We start from the raw sequence: 21,929 nt of genomic DNA on the forward strand, positions 1-21,929 counted from the left end.
GGCCATCGGGATTCTCAGTGAAGTGCGTTGCATTTCTCCAGAATCAGCTGATGCCAGTCCCAGTTGGCGAATTTGTCGCCTTCTTCTTCCACGTGTTCGTAGCGGTAAAGGCATCGACCATTCTTGTGACCTGAGATCTTTCTGACGAACGAGGCAGACTTTCCTATCTCGAAAAGTCGACTGATTGCTTCGTGCCGAAGGTCATGGAAGCGCAGGTCGACGACTCCGACCTTGTCCCGGTGGCGACGGTATGCTGTCCCAACCGAGCGCGGATTGTAAGGAAGGATGAGCTCAGACGTCCTGGGCATCGCCAAAATGATCTCCAATGCTTCGCGCGGTAGCGTACACCAAACGTCGTTTCCCTTCTTTTGCCTGGGGTGTTTCATGTCGCGCACGAGGATTCTGCCACTGTTTTCGCGCAGATCACCCCACCTCAGATTGCAGATTTCGCTCAGACGACGCGGGGAATAGATCGCAAAGACGACCAGGATCGCGACCGGGATCTTCTGCCGGGTATTTTCCGAGATTGCAGTCAGAATTTTGTTCAGCTCACAGAGTTCCGGTCGGCGATCACGCTCTTCGGATCGAGCCAGGACTTCATCCTCCCAAAGAGTTCGCATGGCGAGGTTGACCACTTCGATGGGGATCAAAGCAACCCGGTCCTTGGACCAGGAGAGGGTTCTCGCCAGGTGAGTCATGTAGCTCGCGACAGTCTGTGGCATTCTTTCACCAGCCGACAACAGGTCTGCATAGTCATATAACTATTGCTGCGTCAGCGTTGAGACCTTGGTCTTTCCGAACTCGTCGGCTTTGATAAAGGTCAGAACTTGACGAGCCGATCGGCCGAGGGTTTTCCCTCGCTTCAAACGGTCGTCGATGACATCTGAGATCGTTGTCTCCGTTACGATTTGAATTGGAAACCCGTTTGCTTCGATTTCTCGGAGTTTGTTGTTTCGCCATTTTTTTGCGTTTGGCAGGTGTCTGAAGGTTTTCGTGAGGCTGTGCTGTTTGCCCTCCACACGCTTGCGGATTTGTACCCGGTAGGAAAACTTTCCATTCTTATTTTCAAATCGGGTGATGTTCTGTTCCTTGAATTTTTTCTCTGCGGTCTCCTTGCGAGGTTTCTTTTCTTTCTGCTCGACCGAAGAAACCGGTATGGCGTTTTCTGAAACCCCAGCAGCATTCACAGCGGTAGCTTGAGAAGGGGAACGGTGGAAGAGTTTCTGGGCAGTAATCGCAGCGAGCACATCCGGTGTGCTGTTCTTGATAGTAGTCATGGAATTCGTCCCATCTTGCTTTCGATGATAGGGAATTCGGTTCGGTCACACGAAAAAGATTCCGAGGTTTGATAGCCGAATTCCGAGGGAAACACAGAAGATGGAACCGGCGGCGCCCGGGCCAGAAACCAGCTGCATTTGGGCCGCTGTTTGTATGCTTTGGATGTGCTACACCGTAGCACGCTCGAATCGAGAACCTCCGAAAACCCCCGGAAATACGGTGAAATCAGGGGAAATCGTGCTTCGCGAAGTTTGGAGATGAATGGAGTTAACGCTTTGAAAAATAACGCACAAAAAGCAGCGCGTTTAAGCGTGGCACCCATGATGGACTGGACTGACAGGCATTGCCGGTACTTGCATCGGTTGCTCAGCCAGCGAACGCTTCTTTACACCGAAATGGTGACCGCGCCCGCGTTGGTGCGGGGTGGCGCTCTGCACTTGTTGGAGTTCAGCCCGCAGGAACATCCGGTTGCTCTGCAATTGGGCGGGTCTGACCCACGAGAACTGGCGCAGGCGGCGCGGCTTGGGGCGCAGGCCGGGTATGATGAAGTTAACCTGAACTGCGGCTGCCCGTCGGACCGGGTTCAATCGGGTACGTTCGGAGCGGTGCTGATGAAAGACCCCGCTCAGGTCGCCGATTGTGTTGCCGCAATGCGTGAAGCAGTTGACGTTGAGGTCACGGTGAAATGCCGCATTGGGGTCGACGATCAGGACCCCGAACAGGTTCTGCCTGAATTCCTGCAGGCCATTCAGGCCGCGGGATGCGAACGCGTGACGATCCATGCACGCAAGGCCTGGCTACAGGGGCTCAGCCCCAAGGAAAACAGGGACATTCCGCCTCTTGATTACGATCTGGTGCACCGTATGAAGGCGGCGTTCCCTGAGATGCATGTCTCGATCAATGGTGGGATTGCCTCGCTGAAACAGGCGCAGGCGCAACTTGAGGCTGGGTTGGACGGGGTCATGATCGGGCGTGCGGCCTATCATCAGCCGACGGACATTCTGGCCGAGGCAGATGCCCTGATTTTTGGTGACGGCGCAGCGGCAGATCCGATTGAAGTCGTTCACAAAATGGTGCCCTATGTGGAGCGTCACCTTGCCAATGGCGGGCGTTTGCACCAGATCACGCGTCACATGCTGGGCCTGTTTGCCGGTCGTCCGGGCGCACGCGCATGGCGGCGGGCCTTGTCCGAGGGTGCAGTCCATGACGGTGCTGGTCCCGAGGTGATGCTGCAGGCACTGGACAGTATTGCGCCATTGGCCGAAGTTTGAATTGAACAGAATACGGTCGCATGACCGGTTTGGGGGGATGATGCCCGAGACGATGTTGCTGGCCCAGATGCTGGGCCTTTTGCTTGTGATCGGGGCGCTGGCTGGCGTGCTGGCGGGATTGCTGGGCGTCGGTGGGGGCATCGTGCTGGTGCCTGCGTTTTTCTATGCGTTTCAAACCCTTGGTTACGGCGGTCCACAGTTGATGCAACTGTGTCTGGCGACCTCATTGGCGACGATCATCGTGACCTCACTGCGGTCGGTTCTGGCGCATAACAAGAAAGGCGCGGTCGACTGGGATATTCTGCGCGGTTGGGGGCCAGGGATCGCGGTCGGCGCTGTTGTCGGCGTGCTGGTCGCGTCGGCCTTGCGGACGGAGGCGTTGCAGGCTCTGTTTGGTGTGCTGGGCATGGTGATTGGGGCCTATCTGGGGCTTGGCAAATCCGAATGGCGGCTTGGCGACGCAATGCCCAAGGGTGTGAAACGCGCAGTTTTGTCCCCCTCGGTCGGGTTTTTGTCGGTTCTGATGGGGATTGGCGGCGGCAGCTTTGGTGTGCCGCTGATGAGCCTTTTCAACACTCCAATTCATCGGGCGGTGGCGACAGCAGCCGGGTTTGGTGTCATCATCGCTGTGCCCTCGGTTCTTGGCTTTCTGTTTCTGGATATCGCGCCTGAACATCGTCCTCCGCTGACCATTGGGGCCGTCAATCTGGTGGCTTTTGCAATCGTTGTGGCCATGACCATGATCACCGCCCCATGGGGTGTGAAGCTGGCGCATGCGATGGACCCCAAACCGTTGAAGCGTGTGTTTGCAGTGTTCCTGACGTTGGTTGCACTGAACATGCTGCGCAAGGCTCTGGGACTGTGAGTGACTTTTGGGACAAAGGCTGGATCCGGTTTCCGTATGATCCGGTCCTTGCCAAGTGGGTGGATCATGCCTTGCCGCAGGCACGGGCTTCGGTCACTGATCCTGCCTTTGACCAGTGGCTGGATTGCGAAGGCACGTGGTTTATCGGCGTGGATGCGCTGGACAACGATTCTGAGGGCAGGGTGGGGCTATCGGATCCCCTTTCGGGTCAGGCCATGACCTTTGTCGCCCAACACTACGGGCAATTGCCGCTGCACAAGGGGCAGGTCTCGGTTATCTATCCTGGCTATCCCCGCCCGCGCCGCGGCGAAAGCGAAGCGGCCAGCCGTTACCGGCGAAACCGTGATGCGGCACATGTGGACGGGTTGCGCCCTATGGGACCGGATCGTCGTCGCCGCGTGGACGAACCGCACGCATGGATCCTTGGCATCCCGCTGACAGAGGCGAGCGCGGACGCGGCTCCGATGGTTCTGTGGGAAGGCAGCCACAAAATCCTGGGTCCTGCTTTTGCGCGCGCAATGCAGGGCCAGCCCAGGGACACACTCCATCAGATCGACATTACTGACATCTATCAGGCGGCGCGTCGCGAGGTCTTTGACACCTGTCCGCGCATTGAACTACCTGCACAACCCGGCGAGGCGTATCTGCTGCATCGCCACTGTCTGCACGGTGTTGCGCCTTGGACCGATGGGGCCTCGGCCGGGCCGGATGGACGGATGATCGCCTATTTCCGCCCCGAATTTGCCGGGGGTGTAGCCGAATGGATCGAATCCCCGTAACCTCCTGCCATTATTCAGGTTTGGAGGGTTTCATGATTACGGTTCATACGGATTCCGAAGGGGCACAGATCGAGGTCGAACTGTCCGGCGAAGTGACCAGCAAAGACTACAGTGAAACACTGGTGCCCGCGATCGAGGCCGCGCTGGCAGATCATGACGCGGTTCGGATGCTGGCAATCGTGCAACCAGAATTCCAAGGGTACGATCTTGGCGCAGCGTGGGCTGACACCAAACTTGGCCTCAGCCATTGGCGCGGGTTCGACCGCATTGCTGTTGCGGCAGATCAGGGCTGGGTCCGATCTGGGGTGCATCTGGCCGCTCCGATTTTGCCGTGTCCGGTGCAGGTGTTTGACCTTGCCGAACTTGAGGCCGCGCGTCGTTGGATGCGTGAATCGCTGGGGGCCATTCATGTCACCGATCTGGGTGGACCTTGTGTTCAGATCAGCCTGATGGGCAAACTGGACCCGGATCAGTACAAGCAAGCCGAGCGTGATCTCGATGCCGTCCTAAGCACTAAGGACGGGTTTCGCCTGCTGATCGACTTGCGGGAATTTGACGGCTGGCAAGGGTTGACAGCGTTGGCCGCGCATTTCCGGCTGGCGCGGGGCCACATAGGGTTGTTGGATCGCGCAGCCATCGTGGGGGACAAGGCCTGGCAGCACATCGCGCAACGCGTGGCCAGTCATGTTCTTGGCGCGCGGACGCAATTCTTCCCATCAGAAGAGTTTGAAAGCGCAAAAGCCTGGTTGGCGGCGGGATAACGCGTCTGTTTTGCAACACAAAAGCAGCACTTGTTGACCATTACGTCAAGTTAATTAAGCGAGCGTTCAATTTTTCTTGATCGACTGGTCAAAAAACATTAAGCAACCAGTGTCCGCCCGCGTGACCACTTCGGGTGAACGACATTTTTGAAACGCCGCTGTGGGTTGCCACTCACTCAACGCTTGTCTTGGAACTTTCCCCCCTCGTAGTTCAGACCAACCCGCAGCGGCGCGGATACATCCATGAACCAAGGGTCTTTTCAGGTTTTGTTGACACGCGCAGAACGCCCACCGCGCCGCTTGGCGAGGCGTGGTTTGCGGGCGGGCAGATCTTCCATGATTTCAGCGCGCTCGGTGCTGTCCATTTTCGACCAACGTGTGATCTCGTCAATGGTGCGATAGCAGCCGGTACAGATGCGTTCGGTCGGGTGCACGACGCAAATCTGGATGCAAGGGCTTTCGACCTCGTTCCTTTTCCAGACCATGTTTGTCATCGGTGTTCCCCGTGCCATTACAAAAAGCGCAGCCTATCCAACGCCCCTTGCAGAATATAGCCAGCCGCAACGTGATCGATAACCTGTCCGCGACGTTTTCGTGTCGTATCCGCCTCAAGCAGTGCTTTTTCAGCCGCAACCGTGCTGAGCCGTTCGTCCCAGAATCCGATAGAAACCTCGGTCAGGCGCGACAGGTTGCGGGCAAAGGCGCGGGTGGACTGGCAGCGGGGGCCTTCGGTTCCGTCCATGTTTTTCGGCAGGCCGAGGATAACACCGCCGATCTCGCGGTCTGCCATGATCTCGAGAAGGCGAGCAGAATCCAAGGTGAACTTCTTGCGCCGCACGGTCTCAAGCGGACTGGCCACGCCGCGCATCCGGTCGGAGACGGCAACACCGATGGTTTTTTCGCCCAGATCCAGGCCCATCAGGGCCGTCATCGCCGGCAGGTTGGCCGCGAAATCTTCGAAAGCGTCATAGATCATTGTGCTATGCCGGCCTGGTAGGCAGCGGCGTCGATGATCTCGAGCGCTTCTGCATTTCCGGCAAAGACTTCCATCGCTTCGTTCTTGATATCGATGGCACGCTGTCCTTCACCCAGAACGCCCAGCGCAGCGATCAAGCGGGCCCAGTCTTCGGGTGCTCCACCTTCAGTGGCCAGCCGGTCTGACAGCTGATTGACCATGCCGCGGATCATTTCCTGTCGTTCTTCAGGGGTCAGGGCGGCTGCGGCATCAATATCGTCCTGCGAGGGACCGGGAATCGCAGGTGCCGGAGGCTCGGGTGCGTTGAAAACACCGGCCCGAAAGGCCAGCTCATCCAGCTGGGCCAGGATTGCATCCGCCCAAGGGGCTCCGGCGGGCGCGTTGCGCAGCGCGTCGGTCCAGATGCGGTATCCAATGTCAGGTCGGCCGACCTGAACCATCATCTGACCAAGGTAATACAACGCCGGACCATCGCGCGGATCGCGCTGCAGCGCCTGACGCAGCGCTTCTTCGGCCTCTGGCGAGACATATCCGCGTGCCGACAGGATCATCATCTCGGCCAAATGCGAATAAGCTTCTGCCGGAACCTGATCACCAGACAGTTCGATGACACGCTGCTGGGCCTTGTATGCCGCGGGATAATTGCCTGCGTTGGCTTCGTGTTGCGCCAGAAGAACATGCCCCTGAAGATCGTCCGGGCGGGCGGCAACGGTTTCGCGAAGCTGGTTGAGCAAAGAGGCGTAACTCTCCTCCAGCTCCGGCAGCGGAGCCGGTGTTGCGGCGGCTTCGGCTTCGGCCTGGCTGGGGCGTTCCGCGCGGAGGATTTCGGCCTGTTCAAGGCGCAATGACAGTGGCTGATCCGGCAGTCCCGCTGCACCCATCCGGTCATACATCCACGCCGCGCCGCCTACCAGAAATGCGCTTACGACCGTTATCCCCGTGATCGTAACCCAGCGCGGCGGCCCGGCCTGCGCTGTTTGCGCCTGCATCTGGGCGTCCGCCGCCAGAATACGACGCGAGATTTCGGTGCGAACCCTCTCGGCATCTGCTTCGCCGATCACGCCGCGCGCCAGATCCTTGTCTACGCCCGCCAACTGTTCGCGGTAAACGCGCAGGTCATAGGCGGCCGCCGGCTCGCGCGTATCGCGCCCACGCAACAGGGAAAAACCCAAAAACACCGCTGTAACCAGTGCGGTCAAAATGATCAGGGCCCAGAACGTCATGGCTTCTCCGATGTGGCTGCCCTGACTTAGACCTCCGGGCTGGGTGAAAAAAGGGACAAATGGCCGCTATTCGACTTCATGTCGCAATAATGGGGCCTATGTCGCAATAATGCGATATTACGGCGTTGCACGGCAGGGGCGTATTGTCGTTACACGGCATATGTTCGCCCAATCACCGAACCGGATGGATTCGCTTATGAAACACTATTCAGCCTTTGCTGTGGCGCGCGAAGCGCTGCGCTATCACACCGGATGGGAGCGCGCGTGGCGCTCGCCCGAGCCCAAGAAGAAATATGACGTCATCATCATTGGTGCCGGCGGCCATGGTTTGGCCACGGCGTATTACCTGGGCAAGAACTATGGCATCCAGAACGTCGCCGTGATCGAAAAGGGCTGGCTGGGTGGCGGGAACACCGGTCGGAACACGACCATCATCCGCTCGAACTATCTGCAGGATCCGTCTGCTGCGCTGTATGAAAAGGCGCGTGGTCTGTACGAAGACCTCAGCCAAGAGCTGAACTACAACATCATGTTCAGCCCGCGCGGCGTCATGATGCTGGCCCAGACCCAGCACGAGATTCGCGGCTATCAGCGCACGGCGCATGCCAACGCGCTGCAGGGCGTAAAGACCGAGTGGATCGGGCCCGAGCGCGTCAAGGAACTGGTGCCGATCATCAACATCGAGGGCCCGCGCTATCCGGTTCTGGGTGCCCTGTGGCAGGAACGCGGTGGAACTGCGCGCCATGACGCGGTTGCGTGGGGATATGCCCGCGCGTGTTCCGCGATGGGCATGGACATCATCCAGCAGTGCGAAGTCACCGGTGTCCGTTCCGAAAACGGTCGCGTCGTTGGTGTGGACACCACCAAAGGCGCGATTGACTGCGAAAAACTGGGCATCGTGGTCGCGGGGCATTCGGGCCAGTTGGCCGAGATGGCGGGCTTCCGTCTGCCGCTCGAGGCGATTGCTCTGCAGGCTCTGGTGTCCGAGCCGATCAAACCCTGCATGGATGTGGTCGTGATGGCGAACACCGTGCACGGCTATATGTCTCAGTCTGACAAAGGCGAGATGGTTATCGGCGGCGGCACCGATGCGTACAACAATTTCACCCAGCGCGGTTCGTTCCATCATATCGAGGAAACGGTACGGGCGCTGGTCGAGACCTTCCCGATGATCTCGCGCCTGAAGATGCTGCGCCAGTGGGGCGGGATCGTGGACATGACGGGCGACCGGTCACCGATCCTGTCGAAAACGCCTCTGGGTGGCTGCTTCATCAACTGCGGCTGGGGCACGGGTGGTTTCAAGGCCATTCCGGGCTCGGGCTGGGGCATGGCACAGCTGATGGCCACGGGCCATTCGCCGCTGACCGAAGCCTTCACGCTGGACCGCTTCAAAGAGGGCCGCTTTATCGACGAAAGCGTTGCCGCCGGGGTGGCGCACTGAGGCCCGACCACAGAGCGCCATTGTTTAGAATTCTGGTTGGCCAAGGTGCCAACCGACCGCCAAAAGGATGATCACATGCTGATCCTGAATTGCCCTTATTGCGGCGTCGATGCCGAAGAAACCGAACTCACCGCCGGTGGTGAGGCGCATCTGAAACGCTATGGTCCGGGCTCATCCGAAGATGAGTTCCACGACTACCTGTTCATGCGCGAAAACCCCAAAGGCGTGCATTTCGAGCGTTGGCGTCACAGCAACGGCTGTGGCAAGTGGTTCCACGTTGCGCGCTGCACCCAGACGCTGGAAGTGTTTGGAACCTATTCGGCCCAGACCACCGAGCCACCGCAAGAGATCAAGGACGCCATCACTGCCAAGCGCCCGGGATGGGCCTGGAGAGAGTTCTCCGTATGATCCGTCTGTTCGAAAATATTCCCGCCGGAGGCCTTGATGTCTCCACCCGCGAAAGGTCCGCACAATGAGCACCCGTCTCGCAAAACAAGGCCGGCTGATTGACCGGTCGAAAAAGGTCACGTTCACCTTCAACGGCACTTCGATGCAGGGTTATGAGGGCGATACGCTCGCCTCGGCCCTGTTGGCCAATGACCAGATGATGATGGGCCGGTCGTTCAAGTACCACCGTCCGCGCGGCGTCGTCGCCAGCGGCGCGGAAGAGCCGAACGCCCTGGTCGGATTGGGTGAGGGCAATCGGTTCGAGCCGAACCAGCGCGCCACCACGACCGAGCTGTTCAACGGTCTGACCTCTGTATCCCAGAACCACTGGCCGAACCTTGAATTCGACGTGGGCTCGATCAACACCCATCTGTCGCGTTTTCTGCCGGCTGGCTTCTACTACAAGATGTTCATCCATCCGAAACCGTTCTGGAAACACGTCTACGAACCGTTCATCCGTCAATCCGCCGGTCTGGGCAAAGCCCCGGACAAAGATAGCCGCGATGCGGACACCTACGAGCACTTCTATGCCTTCACCGATGTTCTGATCATCGGTGGCGGTATCGCAGGTCTGCAAGCGGCCAAGGCGGCGGCGCAATCGGGTGCCAAGGTTCTGCTGATCGAACAAACGGCCCATTGGGGCGGGCGTACTCCGGTCGATGGGGGAACCATCAATGGTGAGCCTGTGGATAAGTTCGTGGAACAATTGGTTGCCGAGCTTGAGGCAATGGACAACGTCACCATGCGCGCGCGCTGCATGGGGGCAGGTGTCTATGACCATGGCTATGTGCTGGGGTATGAGCGTTTGAACGATCATAAACCGGGCACACAAGGTCCACGTCACCGCCTGTGGCGCATCCGTGCCAAGCAGGTCGTCACCGCGACAGGTGCCATCGAACGTCCGTTGTCCTTTGCGGGCAACGATGTACCGGGGGTCATGCTGGCTTCGGCGATGCGCGACTATGTGGTGAACTGGGGTGTGACCCCGGGCGAAAAAGTGATCGTGGCCACCAACAATGACGATGCTTACCGGACTGCGATCATCCTGAAACAGGCAGGTGTCAACGTTTTGCGCGTCGTCGATGCGCGTGCTGCGGCAGGACCAATGGCCGAAGAGGCGCGTCAGCTCGGCATCCGTGTCGACCCCGGCAAGGCCATCGCCAAAGTCAAAGGCGGCAAGCGCGTCAAGAAGGTTGCAATCTGCAATCAAGAAGGCATCGGCGGCGCTCGCGAAGAGGTTGAGTGCGACGCCTTGGCAATGTCGGGCGGATGGTCTCCGGTCGTGCATATGTGGTCGCATTGCGGCGGCAAATTGATCTGGGATGACGCCAACGCGCATTTCCGCCCCGATCCTGATCGTCCTCCGTTGGGCGCAAATGGCGAAGGGTTTGTCGTGGCCGCAGGTGCGTCGAATGGACCTTTGGCCTTGGGTGAGGTGTTGACCGACGCGCACGCTGCGGGCAAGGCAGCCGCCAAAGCCGCCGGGTTCAAACCCAAGAACACCAAAGCTCCGTCCGGTGAAACAACCGGCGAAGCACCGATGGAAGCTGTCTGGCTCATGCCCGCTAATGCTGAAATCCAGCTGCGCATGAAGTCTTGGCTGGATTTCCAAAACGACGTCAAAGTCTCGGATGTGCAACTGGCCGCGCGCGAAGGGTATGAAAGCGTCGAACATACCAAGCGCTACACCACGCTGGGTATGGCCACAGATCAAGGTAAGTTAAGCAATATCAACGGGCTAGCGATCCTTGCTGATGCGCTGGAATCGGAAATCCCGAAGGTGGGCACCACCACATTCCGTCCGCCATACACGCCGATTTCGATGGGTTCGATTGGTGGGGAAGCACGGGGCGAGGTTTTCCAGCCGATCCGTCGTACTCCGATGCATGACTGGCACGACAAGAACGGTGCCGATTGGGAGCCGGTCGGCCATTGGCGGCGTCCCTATGCCTATGTTCGTTCAGGCGAATCCGTCCATGATGCGGTGAACCGAGAGGTTAAAAACACCCGTGATAACCTCGGGCTGTTGGATGCTTCGACGCTGGGCAAGCTGATCGTTAAAGGTCCCGATGCCGGGAAGTTCCTGGACATGATGTACACCAACATGATGTCCACGCTGAAGATCGGCAAATGCCGCTATGGTCTGATGTGTTCGGAAAACGGGTTCCTGATCGACGACGGCGTAGTCGCCCGGATCGACGAGGACACCTGGCTGTGCCACACAACCACCGGCGGAGCCGAACGTATCCACGCCCATATGGAAGAGTGGTTGCAGACCGAATGGTGGGACTGGAAAGTCTACGTCGCCAACGTGACCGAGCAGTACGCTCAGGTCGCAGTAGTCGGCCCCAATGCCCGCAAGGTGTTGGAGAAGCTGGGCGGCATGGATGTCAGCCCCGAAGCACTGCCGTTTATGGAGTGGCGTGACGGTCAGATCGGCGGGTTCGATTGCCGTGTCTACCGGATCTCTTTCTCGGGCGAGTTGAGCTGTGAGATCGCGGTTCCAGCTTCGCAAGGGCAGGCTTTCTGGAACGCTCTGATGGAGGCCGGAAAAGAGTTCGGTGTGATGCCGTATGGCACCGAATGTCTGCACATCCTGCGGGCCGAAAAGGGCTTTATCATGATCGGGGACGAGACCGACGGCACCGTGATCCCGCAGGATCTGGGGCTAAACTGGGCGATCTCGAAAAAGAAAGAAGATTTCCTTGGAAAGCGCGCGCAGGAGCGGTCGCATATGACCGACCCGGATCGCTGGAAATTGGTTGGGCTTGAGACTGTGGATGGTTCCGTCTTGCCTGATGGAGCTTACGCAGTCGGCGAGGGCGTCAACGCCAACGGTCAGCGCAACATGATCGGGCGTGTAACCTCGACCTACTACTCGGCCAATCTGGGCAAGGGCATTGCCATGGGACTGATCAAGCACGGTCCCGACCGAATGGGCGAGATTGTCGAGTTCCCCGGAACCGATGGCAAAACCTACAAAGCAAAGATCGTGGACCCGATCTTCTTCGACAAGGACGGGGAGAAGCAGAATGTCTGAACCCATCAGCGCACTGAACCACGCCAGCTATGACGGCATCGCTAAGGTCGAGGAATGCGGCCTGCAGGGTATGATCACCTTGCGCGGCGATCTGTCCGACAAGGTGCTGGCCAAGGCCGTGAAGGACGCCACCGGACAAAAAGTGCCCGGTCAGCGTGAAGCTCTGGTGGATGGCGAGACCGGCGTTTGCTGGATGTCGACCGACGAGCTTCTGGTGCTTGTTCCCTATGCCGAAGTCGAGGCCAAGCTGGCCGCCATGAATAACGCGCTTAGCGGCACGCATGCGCTGGCGGTCAACGTCTCGGATGCGCGTGCCGTGTTCCGCATCGGCGGCAGCAGCGCCCGCGAGGTGCTGGGCAAACTGGCACCGGTTGACCTGTCGGCAGAGGCATTCCAACCCGGCCAGATCCGCCGCTCGCGCCTGGCTCAGGTGGCGGGTGCGTTCTGGATGGACGACGCCGAAACGTTGCGCGTTGTCTGTTTCCGCTCGGCTGCGGACTACGTCTTCAACTTGCTGAAAGTTGCGGCGCAACCGGGCAGCGAAGTTGGTGTGTACTGAACTGATGTGAACTGAAAAGCCCCGGTCAGACCGGGGCTTTTGTTAACCAGTGAAAACGCTGCAAACTCCGGAACCATATGGCTTGTTCGAAGCACTTACAGTCCCAAAGCTTGCGCGTACTTTGACGGTGTTCTGTTCTGGATCAAGGTTGGCCTGATATTTCATACGCAAGCTTTGCCCTTCGCTTGACCGTAGGCTGACGTTCCAAAGCATCCGGTATTGGCCGTTGTTTTTCACTTTGAGTTTGGCGCTAGTCCAATCGTGATGTCTGCTGACGACTTTGGCCGCACGCGTGTCAGTATCCACCTGAAAGTAATATTCGGGCGCGATCCAGCCATGACTGTCCGGCCTTGTAATTTCACATTTGTATTCGACGGTACCAGCCAATGCGGATTGCGTCGAAAGGATTACCGCGGCAACAGCGGCAAGTGAAACTTTCATTATTTTGTCCTTCGTACTATTCCGTGAGTTCAACACAGTAATTTCCCCCTTGGGCTGCAAGAGGGAAAACGTCTAAGCCGTCAGGACCAAAGGCCGCATTCTACCCGGCAAACAAAAGTGTTCGGTAGCGGGTGAGTTCTGTTGGGCTGAGAGCCTTCGCAATATCCACAGTTCGTCCAGATTCATCGCGCACGTCAGGATAAAACGAGAGACTTTCCAACAGTTCCGATGTCCGGCGAAGCCGTTCCTCGTCGCCCAAAAGAGGAGAGTGAAGCGAGAGGTACAGGGCAGGGCGGGTCCGTTTCAGCCAGGGCAACAGCATGGGCAGCACAAAAAACTCGGCCCCTTCGATGTCCATTTTGACCAGTGAAACCTGGGACAGGTCGTTGACGGCCTCGAACTGGTCCCACGCAATGGTCAAAGCGTCATTGCCATGGTCACCGTCATGCAGCAACGAGCTGGTGGAATCGCCCGGTTCACCCCGCACCGAGGCCATTCGCGCCACGCCGAACTGGTCCGAAAGCGCCACGCCAAAGGCGGACACGTTCTGGATATCGTTCAGGTCCAGATTCCATGCCAGATGCCGATACGCCGTCGGGTCGGGTTCAAAACACCACACGTGCCGGGCCTTGCGGGCTCCGTACAGGACCGTTGGGCCGATCCACGCTCCGATATCCAGATAATCCCGGTCGGGCGACAGAAATTTGTCCAGAACGGCAAAGGTCTCGGGTTCCCACTGGCCCGCGGCTACCTTGCGCCAGAACTTCGAATGGTACGGGTCCAGACGAAACGGTTCGCCGTTCAGCTGGCCCGCATAGTAACCGCGGGCGCGGTAAAACATCTTGCGCGCCTGTGTCAGCATCGCCTGCCTCCGGGTTTTCTTGTCTCGGCTCTTGACCTGCGGCGGTTGCCAAAGCATTTAACCTTGGGAACCGCAACTTACATTTAAACAGGGGGCCGATATGGCTTTTGAACTTCCTGATCTTCCTTATGCACATGACGCGCTGGCAGCCAAGGGTATGTCCGCGGAAACGTTGGAATATCACCACGACCTGCACCACAAAGCCTATGTCGACAACGGCAACAAGCTGATCGCCGGGACCGAGTGGGACGGCAAGTCGCTGGAAGAGATCATCGTCGGCACCTACGATGCGAACGCCGTGGCGCAAAACGGCATCTTCAACAACATCAGCCAGCTGTGGAACCACAACCAGTTCTGGGAAATGATGGGTCCGGGCGGCAACGCAATGCCGGGTGAGCTGGAAAAGGCTCTGGTCGAAAGCTTCGGTTCGGTTGACGAATTCAAGTCGCAGTTCAGCGCTGCGGGTGCCGGTCAGTTCGGCTCGGGCTGGGCGTGGCTGGTCAAGAACGCCGACGGTTCGCTGGCCGTGACCAAAACCGAGAACGGCGTGAACCCGCTGTGCTTCAACCAGACCGCTCTGCTGGGTTGTGACGTGTGGGAGCACTCGTACTACATCGACTTCCGCAACAAGCGCCCGGCCTACCTGTCGAACTTCCTCGACAACCTGGTGAACTGGGAAAACGTCGCATCGCGGATGTGATCATTAACCCAGATTGGGTTTTCAAGGGCCTGCTGGCGGTAACGCTGGCAGGCCTTTTGTTTGGCTGAGCGTTACTCTGGTACTGTTTCTGCGTTTGCAATCGACATCGAACGACGGGAATAAGCCCTAAACCAGCGTTCAGTTGATACGCGCTTCAAGCGCTCAGAAGGGCTTGACGAGACTTCTGGAGCCACTTGGATATTTCGATGCCCAAGCGAGCTTCCACCGAAATCTGCAAGTCTGAATTGTTGGTGAACGCTGCGTTTAGGTCCGAGAACTTCCATGTCATAAGCTTTGTAGGTCCCAATGTCCGTACCGTGACCGGCGTGTTGAAATCGCCGTCTTGGTTCAGAAACGCTATGGCACCGAGAAAATTACCTTCGCCGAGGGTATCAACACGTGTTCCATTCTCTTCAACAACGACCTCGCCTTCGACAATCAATGACAATTCTGCGACCCTTTGGCCCTGTGTTAGGATGTCACTTCCTGCATCGACCGATCGATGTTCAGCCATTCGGAACAACTGAAACGCATCTTTTTCTGAAAGATTTTGGAGCGCAAGCGCGTAGAGGCGACGCTCCTCCTCGGTAAACTGGACAGGTCTTCGTTCAGCCAACAGCCGCGCAATCCAGTATAGATTGATAAAGATAAAGAATACATTCCAGCCAATTGGCACCCAGAGCGTCGAAGTCTGAAGGTAGAAATAGGGCAGCAGAAGTCCGCCTCCTAAAACGGTGAGGATCCTTAACTTAAGAATGTCCCGTACTGAGTAGGAAAACAGATAAACGACGTTCGCCGAGTTTACCAAAATATCTGGGCCGATCATAAGTCTGTCCTTGCGTTTGCAAACCAAAGAGAACGCGTGAAGTCGAGCATATGGCTCATCAATTGTCAGTTGGGCAATCGTTGGAACAACCAACTTAGACTCAGAGTGTTGTCAGAAGGCGCGTGAATTTGCGAAGCGCCAACACGGATTTTTTTGTTTTCGCAGTTGCAGTGAATTCCGTCATTGACATGAATTGCTGCATTTTGTTCGCGTAGCGGGCTTCATCGAACGAAGGGCCATTCGACTGTGCTGATATGACCTTGTGAAACCGTTGCAGGAGAAAACCTGCCGATACGTCAACTTTCGAGTTGGGACTTATTGTGCAGGCCCCCCGCAATACCTAGCTAAAGTATGCGGAGGGAGAGTACCGCAAACCACTAAGATAACCGTCAGGCAGCGCGCTGAATGCTTTCGGCGCGTCTCGGGAGAGGCGTGTCTGATGCTCGAGGAATGGCTTCAACGCCACAACAGGAGAACGCTATGGTCGAACTTGCACAGGGAACATGGGTTGTCATTGCAGACGGGGAAAAGGCGCTGTTCATGGAGAACGTTACCGACGCCGAAGATCCCAATCTGGTTGTCGTATCAGTCGAGGAAAGCGATGGTGCAAACACCAAGCCAACTGATCGGGCAGGCCGCCGGTATGACACGGCGCCAAACCAGAAATCGGCGATGGAAGAGGGCAAATGGAAGACCCAGGCAAAGTCCCTGTTTGTGCAAGACGTGGCCAATCTGCTGAACCGGAAGGGGCTGAAAGGCGCCTATAAACGGCTGGTTCTGGTGGCCAGCCCGCACGTCCTTGGGTTGCTGCGGCGACGGTTGCACAGCGAGGTGCTGGGCAAGGTGGTCGCCGAAGTAGATAAGACGCTGACGAACCACCCGCTGCATAAGGTCGAGCAGGTTCTGCGCAGTCGTCTTGCGCCCGCGACCTGAACTGAAAAGCCAAACGGGCGGCGCTGGCCGCCCGTGTGTCATCTCAACTATGTCAGGCTTGTTTTGAGCATCGACATGGCAGCCTTGGGGCTATCGACCCATGTGATGAAATCCGCAAGCGAGGCGTCGGCAAAACCCTGGCCGATGACCTGTTGCAGCAAGTCCTTCAACGTATCCCAATAGCCATCCACATTCATGATCAGAATGGGCTTGTCATGCAGGCCCAACTGCCGCCATGTCAGCGCCTCGAACAGTTCGTCCAATGAGCCGGGGCCGCCCGGCAGCACGACAACGGCATCGGCGTTCATAATCATGACCTTCTTGCGCTCGTGCATCGTCTCGGTCACGACAAAGCGGGTCAGGTCCGTTTTCCCGACTTCGCGTTGAAGCAGATGGACCGGGATAACGCCGAACGTATCGCCTCCGGCGGACTGTGCAGCGCGGGCGACTTCGCCCATCAGCCCCACATCCCCGGCACCGTAGACCAGCCGCCAGCCTTCGTTGGCCAGCAGTTCCCCGAATTGGCGCGCGGCCTCGGAATAGGCCGGATTCGCGCCATTTCGTGACCCGCAATACACACAGACAGATTTCTGAGACATGGAATGGCTTCTCCGGGCTTGTATCTGAGGTTTTGACCCCTGATAGCGGGATTGATAGATTGGCTCAACCGTCAGGCAGAATGTGTTATACTCAAAGCACTTGCGCTGCGGAGTGAAAGGAAAAGAATGAACTCCAAGTCGGGAAGCGAAAGCTCGGGGGCGTTCGCCTGGGGGGCGATTGCGGGTGTTGTCGTGGTGCTCGGAGCGGGCGGCTTGTACCTGTCTGGGGTCTTTGGGCCCGGCCCAGAGGGTGAGGGATCGCAACCGGATACCGCTGTCGCGACCACTGAAAGCGATACGCCTGCACCCCAAGAATCGGAAGAACAGGCGGCTGCTGAGCCTGAGGGTGCGGCAGAACCAGAGGCCGCGCCAGATGATACGGCCGCAACAGCATCGGACGACACCGCTGAGGCAGTGACTGAGGACGCGGCAGAGGCGGCCCCAGTCATTCCAGCGCCGACGTTGGACCAGATTTTTGTCGAACCCGACGGCAACACGCTATTGTCTGGCAATGCTGAGCCGGGATCAGACGTGCGCGTCTTGTTGGATGGTGAGCCGGTGCACAGCTTTACCGTTGACGCCTCGGGCCAGTTTGCCGAATTCCTGTCGATCCCGTTCTCAGATGATGCCCGTGGCCTGACATTGGAAACCGACGGCGGGGATACGCCCCTCCGGTCAGACGACTACCTGATTGCAGCCTTGCCCGAGCCCGAACCAGAGCCCGAGCAAATCGCAACCGCCGACACGGAAGAGCCGGTACCAGCTGGCGACAGCACTGCGGCGCAGTCCGAGACACCGGACGAACAAGTGGGTGACACGACTGCTGAGGTCGAAACAGCGGATGCTGGTGCAGAACTGACTGAACAGACGACCCAAGAGGCCACCGAAGACACCGCGGAAGATTCCGAAAATCAACAGGTTGCTGTCCTTCGTTCAGGTGAGGATGGGGTTGAGTTGGTGCAAGCCCCGACTGCGGAAACCAGCGCACCGGAAGAGGTTGCACTGGACACGATCGGCTATTCCGATGCTGGCGATGTTGAACTGACCGGGCGCGTGCCGGACGGTTCAGCGGTGCGCCTCTATCTGGACAACCAGCTTGTGGACGATCTGTCCCCGGCAGACGATGGCAAGTGGCGCAGCGAGTTGGAGGGGATCGACCCGGGTGTCTATACCCTGCGAGTGGATGAGGTCGCCTCGGACGGAACCGTCGTCAGCCGCCTGGAAACGCCGTTCAAGCGCGAGGCGCTTGAAGTGTTGCGTGCTGCCGACGCCAGTGATGAGCCCGAGGCCGCACCAGAAACAACTGCGATCCGTGCTGTGACCGTGCAAGAGGGCGACACACTTTGGGCGATTTCGCGGGATCGGTTCGGCGATGGCATTCTCTACGTCAAGCTGTTCGAAGCGAACCGCGACTCGATCCGTGATCCTGACCTGATCTATCCAGGCCAGATTTTCACAATCCCCGAATAATTCCTTGCCTCTGGCCCCGGCGGGGCCAGGGTCTATCTCTGACCGCAGATCAGGTACGTGATGAGACGAGCAGCCCCTATGACCTCAGAAGACATGCCTGCGACGGATGAGCGCCGCTCGGGTTGGCGCACGGTGCGCAAGGTCGCGCCTTACCTTTGGCCCGATGATGAGCCTTGGGTTAAACGTCGTGTCGTTGTGGCGATGGGGATGTTGGTGCTGGCCAAGCTGATCGCGGTTTACACGCCGATCCTGTACAAAGGCGCGGTCGACAGTCTGGCGGGTGAGGGCGTGCCGCCTTTGGCGTTGGGCGCAGTTGGTTTGACCGTGGCGTATGGCGTTGCGCGGTTGATGACTGTGGGGTTCCAGCAGCTCCGCGATGCAGCCTTTGCACCGGTCGGGCAACGCGCGCTGCGGGCGCTGGCGCTTGAAACCTTCCAGCATATTCACCAGCTGTCCATGCGCTATCACGTGACCCGCCGCACAGGTGGCCTGAGCCGCATCATCGAGCGCGGCGTGAAAGGCGTCGAGTTTTTGTTGCGCTTTCTGTTGTTCTCAATTGGCCCGCTGATCCTTGAGCTGTTGCTGGTCGCGATCATCCTGATGTGGATGTTCGACGTGTGGTATCTGGTCGTTGTGGCCGCAACCATCGCGCTTTACATCTGGTTTACCTTTGCGGTGACCGAGTGGCGCGTGAAACTGCGGCGCGTGATGAACGATCAGGATACCGAGGCCAACCAGCGTGCCATCGACAGCCTGCTGAACTTTGAAACCGTCAAGTATTTCAACGCTGAAACGCGCGAAGCTGAACGATATGACACATCGATGAAGGCCTACGCCGGGGCCGCATTGAAGACCGCGTATTCGTTGGCCTTCCTGAATTTCGGTCAGTCCTTACTGATCACATGCGGACTGATCGGGGTAATGGTTCTGGCCGCTATTGGCGTACAGCAGGGAACGCTGACCGTAGGCGATTTCGTCATGGTCAACGCCTACATGATCCAGATTACCGTGCCCCTGAACTTTCTTGGGACTGTCTACCGCGAAATCCGCCAGTCGCTGGTGGATATGGGGCAAATGTTCGACCTGCTTGAGCAACCGGCCGAGGTACAGGATAAGCCTGACGCGCCGGACCTGGTGGTCAATGGCGGCGAGGTGACCCTGGACCATGTGCATTTCGGCTATGACCCGGATCGCGAAATCCTCAAAGGCGTTTCCCTGACGGTTCCCGCCGGGCAAACCGTGGCTATCGTGGGGGCCACGGGGTCCGGCAAGTCCACTATCGGGCGGTTGCTGTTCCGGTTCTATGATGTCACAGGCGGCGCGTTGAAGATTGACGGGCAGGATGTGCGCGACGTGACCCAATCCAGTCTGCACGCAGCCATTGGGGTCGTGCCGCAGGACACGGTGCTGTTCAATGACACCATTCGCTACAATATTGCCTATGGTCGCGAAAGCGCCACGCAGACCGACGTCGAGCAGGCCGCCAAAGCCGCGCAGATCCACGACTTTATTGAGACCCTTCCCGAAGGCTATGACACCAAGGTCGGCGAGCGCGGATTGAAATTGTCAGGTGGTGAAAAGCAGCGGGTCGGGATCGCCCGGACCTTGCTCAAAAATCCTCCGATCCTGTTGTTGGACGAGGCGACCTCAGCCTTGGATACGGACACCGAGCAAGACATCAAGGACGCGCTTGCGCGCGCAGGTGAGGGGCGAACGGTTCTGACCATTGCACATCGTCTCAGCACCATTGCCGAGGCTGATCGCATCGTTGTGCTGGAACGCGGCGAAATCCTGGAGCAGGGCACCCATGATGAGCTGTTGCAACGTCAGGGGCGCTATGCCCAGCTCTGGAGCCGCCAGCAAGCGGACGCTGCTTGACGATTAAGCGGGGCTTTTGCTCAACACAGACAATCGAAAACCTGATTTTTCATCCAAGTATGAATTGACGTTTGTTTTCGTCGATGACAATTTACGGGCAGGCACGGTGCATGACACTTTGGCTGAACCCAAAAACGAGGAATAACTGATGAAAATGCGTGCAGCAGTTGCGGCAATCGCAACTGTTCTTATGGCGACTTCGGTAAGCGCCGAGGACCTTGAGTTTCTGATCGTCAACGATTCCAGCGCGGACTTGGTGGAGTTCAATGTCTCCCCCGCGTCGTCCGATAGCTGGGAAGGCAATCTCCTAAGGGGTGGCTATCTGGCACCCGACTACGAGATTGACGTTGTTATCGCTGATGGTCTTACCACATGCGTTTATGATATTCGCGGCGGTTTCGATGATGGATCATCGGTTGAAGACTACGGCCTAAACCTGTGTGATCTCGGTGAGTATGTCTTCACCGACTAAGTCACATAAAAAACATGGCGAACCCTGAAGTTCGCCATTTTGTTTTTCAGCAGCCGCTTGCGGTGGCGTGGGGGACTGATCCGGTCGATCATCTGAAGCCTTGTTTCGAGCCGGCGCAGCTTCGTCCCCCCAAACAACTTCCTTTGCCTGAGCTATAACGGCATCCTGAGCGATCCGGCTGGAGCGACCGGCCGTGAGGCGCGCCTGCGCTCTGCCAAGCCACACAGCGCAGGTGGTCACCTACTGCGCATCGCTGGGAAGGACGGCGTCACGATCAAGGTTAGAATGGTTGCGATGCCCAGCCCAAAGACTACGGCAGTCGCCAGCCGCTTCCACCACAGGGCCGTCGGGCTGTTTGGGGCGGTTAGTTATGTGCTGCGCACATCGGATGGCTACTCGGGATAGATGTCCAAGCTGCGGATTGAGTTCACGACCAGTTCCCGCTGCGGCATAAGCGCATCTTACGATGCCAACGGGGTTGTGAACCTCATTCCTGGTTGGAATCGCCCACCATCGATCCCAGCGTTAGTCTGTTTCTCGGAGGCCCACAGCACACACCTTCACGCCTTTCTTAACCAAACGCGATAGGGTGGGGTTGCGCAATGACACAACCGTTGCAGGGGGGCCGGTGTAATTCCTGTATTCGTCGTTCAGGAACCCGCCACAGCCAATCGCGGCAGTGTCTGCCCGACCAGCCCTCGTCTGATGGACTGGGTACTGATGCGTTGCGGCCGGAAATAGTCTTTCAGGACATCAAGGCTGCGCTGCGGTTGCGCTTCGCCACACATAAAGATGTCGATGGCGGCGTAGCCGTGTTCGGGCCAGGTGTGGACGGAGATATGGGACTCGGCCAGCAACGCCACGCCGGTAAAACCCGCTCGTTTTCCAAAATCATGGGTCTTGAGCTCAAGAATGTCGGCCTTGGCGGCGAAAGCTGCGCGCCTCAGCGCATCTTCGCAGGGGAGTGGATCGTGAAGGGCGCTTGCCTCAAAGAAGTCGGCAATCAGATGCAGGCCCAATGAGGGAGGTATTGCGTCCATGAAAAGCGTGGTCCAAAAAAAACAGGCTGCTAAGGCATCGATAGACTTTTGCCTGCGCAAGTCAATTC

23 protein-coding genes are annotated in these 21,929 nt (G+C 58.1%); 13 read left to right on the plus strand and 10 right to left on the minus strand.

Annotation, left to right across the window (positions count from 1 at the left end; all coding sequences use genetic code 11):
• Nucleotides 1-14: 14 nt before the first annotated feature.
• Together J7416_RS22590 and J7416_RS22595 are read right to left on the minus strand one after the other, a co-directional pair.
• Nucleotides 15-740: a site-specific integrase gene (locus tag J7416_RS22590; protein ID WP_247744082.1), complete on the minus strand. Its 726-nt coding sequence runs from the start codon at nt 738-740 to the stop codon at nt 15-17.
• Nucleotides 741-761: 21 nt separating this feature from the next.
• Nucleotides 762-1,277 carry a hypothetical protein gene (locus tag J7416_RS22595; RefSeq protein WP_247744083.1) on the minus strand — a complete coding sequence of 172 codons (516 nt, stop codon included), beginning with the start codon at nt 1,275-1,277 and terminating at the stop codon, nt 762-764.
• A gap of 258 nt (nt 1,278-1,535) precedes the next feature.
• Between J7416_RS22595 and dusA the strand changes: the two genes are divergently transcribed.
• The 4 genes from dusA to J7416_RS02180 are packed head-to-tail and all read left to right on the plus strand — an operon-like array spanning nt 1,536 to nt 4,954.
• A complete protein-coding gene (gene dusA, locus J7416_RS02165) occupies nt 1,536-2,549 on the plus strand; it encodes a tRNA dihydrouridine(20/20a) synthase DusA (RefSeq protein ID WP_209222618.1) in 1,014 nt (337 codons plus the stop codon).
• Between the two features lie 40 nt (nt 2,550-2,589).
• On the plus strand, nt 2,590-3,414 hold the full coding sequence (locus J7416_RS02170; protein WP_209222619.1) for a sulfite exporter TauE/SafE family protein: 825 nt from the start codon (nt 2,590-2,592) through the stop codon (nt 3,412-3,414).
• Entirely contained in the window at nt 3,411-4,193 is a 783-nt protein-coding gene (locus tag J7416_RS02175) for a hypothetical protein (RefSeq protein WP_209222621.1), read from the plus strand. The genes J7416_RS02170 and J7416_RS02175 overlap by 4 nt, the downstream gene beginning before the upstream one ends.
• A gap of 32 nt (nt 4,194-4,225) precedes the next feature.
• On the plus strand, nt 4,226-4,954 hold the full coding sequence (locus J7416_RS02180; protein ID WP_209222623.1) for an STAS/SEC14 domain-containing protein: 729 nt from the start codon (nt 4,226-4,228) through the stop codon (nt 4,952-4,954).
• Nucleotides 4,955-5,214: 260 nt separating this feature from the next.
• Here J7416_RS02180 and J7416_RS02185 read toward each other — a convergent pair whose 3' ends face one another.
• The 3 genes from J7416_RS02185 to ccmI are packed head-to-tail and all read right to left on the minus strand — an operon-like array spanning nt 5,215 to nt 7,153.
• On the minus strand, nt 5,215-5,448 hold the full coding sequence (locus J7416_RS02185) for a DUF1289 domain-containing protein (RefSeq protein ID WP_209222625.1): 234 nt from the start codon (nt 5,446-5,448) through the stop codon (nt 5,215-5,217).
• A gap of 17 nt (nt 5,449-5,465) precedes the next feature.
• The gene (ruvX, locus tag J7416_RS02190) at nt 5,466-5,930 is read right to left on the minus strand and encodes a Holliday junction resolvase RuvX (RefSeq protein ID WP_209222627.1); all 465 of its coding nucleotides are present in this window, start codon (nt 5,928-5,930) and stop codon (nt 5,466-5,468) included.
• Nucleotides 5,927-7,153, minus strand: a complete 1,227-nt coding sequence (gene ccmI / locus J7416_RS02195; protein WP_209222629.1) for a c-type cytochrome biogenesis protein CcmI — start codon at nt 7,151-7,153, stop codon at nt 5,927-5,929. Before ccmI ends, ruvX begins: the two co-directional genes overlap by 4 nt.
• Before the next feature lie 196 nt (nt 7,154-7,349).
• Between ccmI and J7416_RS02200 the strand changes: the two genes are divergently transcribed.
• The 4 genes from J7416_RS02200 (at nt 7,350) to J7416_RS02215 (ending at nt 12,640) form a co-directional block, all read left to right on the plus strand.
• On the plus strand, nt 7,350-8,594 hold the full coding sequence (locus J7416_RS02200; protein WP_209222631.1) for a sarcosine oxidase subunit beta family protein: 1,245 nt from the start codon (nt 7,350-7,352) through the stop codon (nt 8,592-8,594).
• Nucleotides 8,595-8,669: 75 nt separating this feature from the next.
• Entirely contained in the window at nt 8,670-9,002 is a 333-nt protein-coding gene (locus tag J7416_RS02205; RefSeq protein WP_209222632.1) for a sarcosine oxidase subunit delta, read from the plus strand.
• A 64-nt stretch (nt 9,003-9,066) separates the two neighbouring features.
• Nucleotides 9,067-12,081, plus strand: coding sequence for a sarcosine oxidase subunit alpha family protein (locus J7416_RS02210; RefSeq protein WP_209222634.1), 3,015 nt, complete (start codon nt 9,067-9,069; stop codon nt 12,079-12,081).
• Entirely contained in the window at nt 12,074-12,640 is a 567-nt protein-coding gene (locus J7416_RS02215) for a sarcosine oxidase subunit gamma family protein (protein WP_209222636.1), read from the plus strand. The genes J7416_RS02210 and J7416_RS02215 overlap by 8 nt, the downstream gene beginning before the upstream one ends.
• Before the next feature lie 42 nt (nt 12,641-12,682).
• On the opposite strand, the gene J7416_RS02220 is transcribed toward J7416_RS02215, so the two are convergent.
• Both J7416_RS02220 and J7416_RS02225 read right to left on the minus strand, forming a co-directional pair.
• The gene (locus J7416_RS02220) at nt 12,683-13,081 is read right to left on the minus strand and encodes a hypothetical protein (RefSeq protein ID WP_209222638.1); all 399 of its coding nucleotides are present in this window, start codon (nt 13,079-13,081) and stop codon (nt 12,683-12,685) included.
• A gap of 100 nt (nt 13,082-13,181) precedes the next feature.
• Nucleotides 13,182-13,943, minus strand: coding sequence for an FkbM family methyltransferase (locus J7416_RS02225; protein ID WP_209222640.1), 762 nt, complete (start codon nt 13,941-13,943; stop codon nt 13,182-13,184).
• A 100-nt stretch (nt 13,944-14,043) separates the two neighbouring features.
• On the opposite strand from J7416_RS02225, the gene J7416_RS02230 reads away from it, so the two are divergent.
• The gene (locus J7416_RS02230; protein WP_170399967.1) at nt 14,044-14,643 is read left to right on the plus strand and encodes a superoxide dismutase; all 600 of its coding nucleotides are present in this window, start codon (nt 14,044-14,046) and stop codon (nt 14,641-14,643) included.
• Nucleotides 14,644-14,797: 154 nt separating this feature from the next.
• Here the strand turns inward: J7416_RS02230 and J7416_RS02235 are convergent, their stop codons facing one another.
• Nucleotides 14,798-15,469, minus strand: coding sequence for a cyclic nucleotide-binding domain-containing protein (locus tag J7416_RS02235; protein ID WP_209222642.1), 672 nt, complete (start codon nt 15,467-15,469; stop codon nt 14,798-14,800).
• A gap of 480 nt (nt 15,470-15,949) precedes the next feature.
• Between J7416_RS02235 and J7416_RS02240 the strand changes: the two genes are divergently transcribed.
• The gene (locus tag J7416_RS02240; RefSeq protein WP_209222644.1) at nt 15,950-16,402 is read left to right on the plus strand and encodes a host attachment family protein; all 453 of its coding nucleotides are present in this window, start codon (nt 15,950-15,952) and stop codon (nt 16,400-16,402) included.
• Between the two features lie 47 nt (nt 16,403-16,449).
• Here the strand turns inward: J7416_RS02240 and J7416_RS02245 are convergent, their stop codons facing one another.
• Complete coding sequence (locus J7416_RS02245; protein ID WP_209222646.1) at nt 16,450-17,001, minus strand: TIGR00730 family Rossman fold protein; 552 nt, start codon at nt 16,999-17,001, stop codon at nt 16,450-16,452.
• A gap of 126 nt (nt 17,002-17,127) precedes the next feature.
• On the opposite strand from J7416_RS02245, the gene J7416_RS02250 reads away from it, so the two are divergent.
• From J7416_RS02250 to J7416_RS02260, 3 genes are all read left to right on the plus strand, one after another.
• A complete protein-coding gene (locus J7416_RS02250; protein ID WP_209222648.1) occupies nt 17,128-18,471 on the plus strand; it encodes a LysM peptidoglycan-binding domain-containing protein in 1,344 nt (447 codons plus the stop codon).
• 78 nt (nt 18,472-18,549) lie between these two features.
• Nucleotides 18,550-20,349, plus strand: coding sequence for an ABC transporter ATP-binding protein/permease (locus J7416_RS02255; RefSeq protein ID WP_209222650.1), 1,800 nt, complete (start codon nt 18,550-18,552; stop codon nt 20,347-20,349).
• A gap of 148 nt (nt 20,350-20,497) precedes the next feature.
• Complete coding sequence (locus tag J7416_RS02260) at nt 20,498-20,821, plus strand: hypothetical protein (protein WP_209222652.1); 324 nt, start codon at nt 20,498-20,500, stop codon at nt 20,819-20,821.
• Nucleotides 20,822-21,471: 650 nt separating this feature from the next.
• Here the strand turns inward: J7416_RS02260 and speD are convergent.
• The gene (gene speD / locus J7416_RS02265; protein ID WP_209222654.1) at nt 21,472-21,861 is read right to left on the minus strand and encodes an adenosylmethionine decarboxylase; all 390 of its coding nucleotides are present in this window, start codon (nt 21,859-21,861) and stop codon (nt 21,472-21,474) included.
• Between the last annotated feature and the right edge of the window lie 68 nt (nt 21,862-21,929).

Origin of the sequence: Ruegeria sp. R14_0, assembly GCF_017743975.1 — a bacterium.
In the GTDB taxonomy this organism is placed as follows: Bacteria; Pseudomonadota; Alphaproteobacteria; order Rhodobacterales; family Rhodobacteraceae; genus Ruegeria.

Coding starts and splice junctions, on each gene's coding strand:
- J7416_RS02170 (WP_209222619.1), top strand. CDS start 2,590: ATGCCCGAGACGATGTTGCTGGCCCAGATGCTGGGCCTTTTGCTTGTG.
- J7416_RS02240 (WP_209222644.1), top strand. CDS start 15,950: ATGGTCGAACTTGCACAGGGAACATGGGTTGTCATTGCAGACGGGGAA.
- J7416_RS02260 (WP_209222652.1), top strand. CDS start 20,498: ATGAAAATGCGTGCAGCAGTTGCGGCAATCGCAACTGTTCTTATGGCG.
- ruvX (WP_209222627.1), bottom strand. CDS start 5,930: ATGATCTATGACGCTTTCGAAGATTTCGCGGCCAACCTGCCGGCGATG.
- ccmI (WP_209222629.1), bottom strand. CDS start 7,153: ATGACGTTCTGGGCCCTGATCATTTTGACCGCACTGGTTACAGCGGTG.
- dusA (WP_209222618.1), top strand. CDS start 1,536: ATGAATGGAGTTAACGCTTTGAAAAATAACGCACAAAAAGCAGCGCGT.
- speD (WP_209222654.1), bottom strand. CDS start 21,861: ATGGACGCAATACCTCCCTCATTGGGCCTGCATCTGATTGCCGACTTC.
- J7416_RS02245 (WP_209222646.1), bottom strand. CDS start 17,001: ATGTCTCAGAAATCTGTCTGTGTGTATTGCGGGTCACGAAATGGCGCG.
- J7416_RS02225 (WP_209222640.1), bottom strand. CDS start 13,943: ATGCTGACACAGGCGCGCAAGATGTTTTACCGCGCCCGCGGTTACTAT.
- J7416_RS02205 (WP_209222632.1), top strand. CDS start 8,670: ATGCTGATCCTGAATTGCCCTTATTGCGGCGTCGATGCCGAAGAAACC.
- J7416_RS02200 (WP_209222631.1), top strand. CDS start 7,350: ATGAAACACTATTCAGCCTTTGCTGTGGCGCGCGAAGCGCTGCGCTAT.
- J7416_RS02185 (WP_209222625.1), bottom strand. CDS start 5,448: ATGACAAACATGGTCTGGAAAAGGAACGAGGTCGAAAGCCCTTGCATC.
- J7416_RS02210 (WP_209222634.1), top strand. CDS start 9,067: ATGAGCACCCGTCTCGCAAAACAAGGCCGGCTGATTGACCGGTCGAAA.
- J7416_RS02250 (WP_209222648.1), top strand. CDS start 17,128: ATGAACTCCAAGTCGGGAAGCGAAAGCTCGGGGGCGTTCGCCTGGGGG.
- J7416_RS22595 (WP_247744083.1), bottom strand. CDS start 1,277: ATGACTACTATCAAGAACAGCACACCGGATGTGCTCGCTGCGATTACT.
- J7416_RS02230 (WP_170399967.1), top strand. CDS start 14,044: ATGGCTTTTGAACTTCCTGATCTTCCTTATGCACATGACGCGCTGGCA.
- J7416_RS02255 (WP_209222650.1), top strand. CDS start 18,550: ATGACCTCAGAAGACATGCCTGCGACGGATGAGCGCCGCTCGGGTTGG.
- J7416_RS02215 (WP_209222636.1), top strand. CDS start 12,074: ATGTCTGAACCCATCAGCGCACTGAACCACGCCAGCTATGACGGCATC.
- J7416_RS02235 (WP_209222642.1), bottom strand. CDS start 15,469: ATGATCGGCCCAGATATTTTGGTAAACTCGGCGAACGTCGTTTATCTG.
- J7416_RS02220 (WP_209222638.1), bottom strand. CDS start 13,081: ATGAAAGTTTCACTTGCCGCTGTTGCCGCGGTAATCCTTTCGACGCAA.
- J7416_RS02180 (WP_209222623.1), top strand. CDS start 4,226: ATGATTACGGTTCATACGGATTCCGAAGGGGCACAGATCGAGGTCGAA.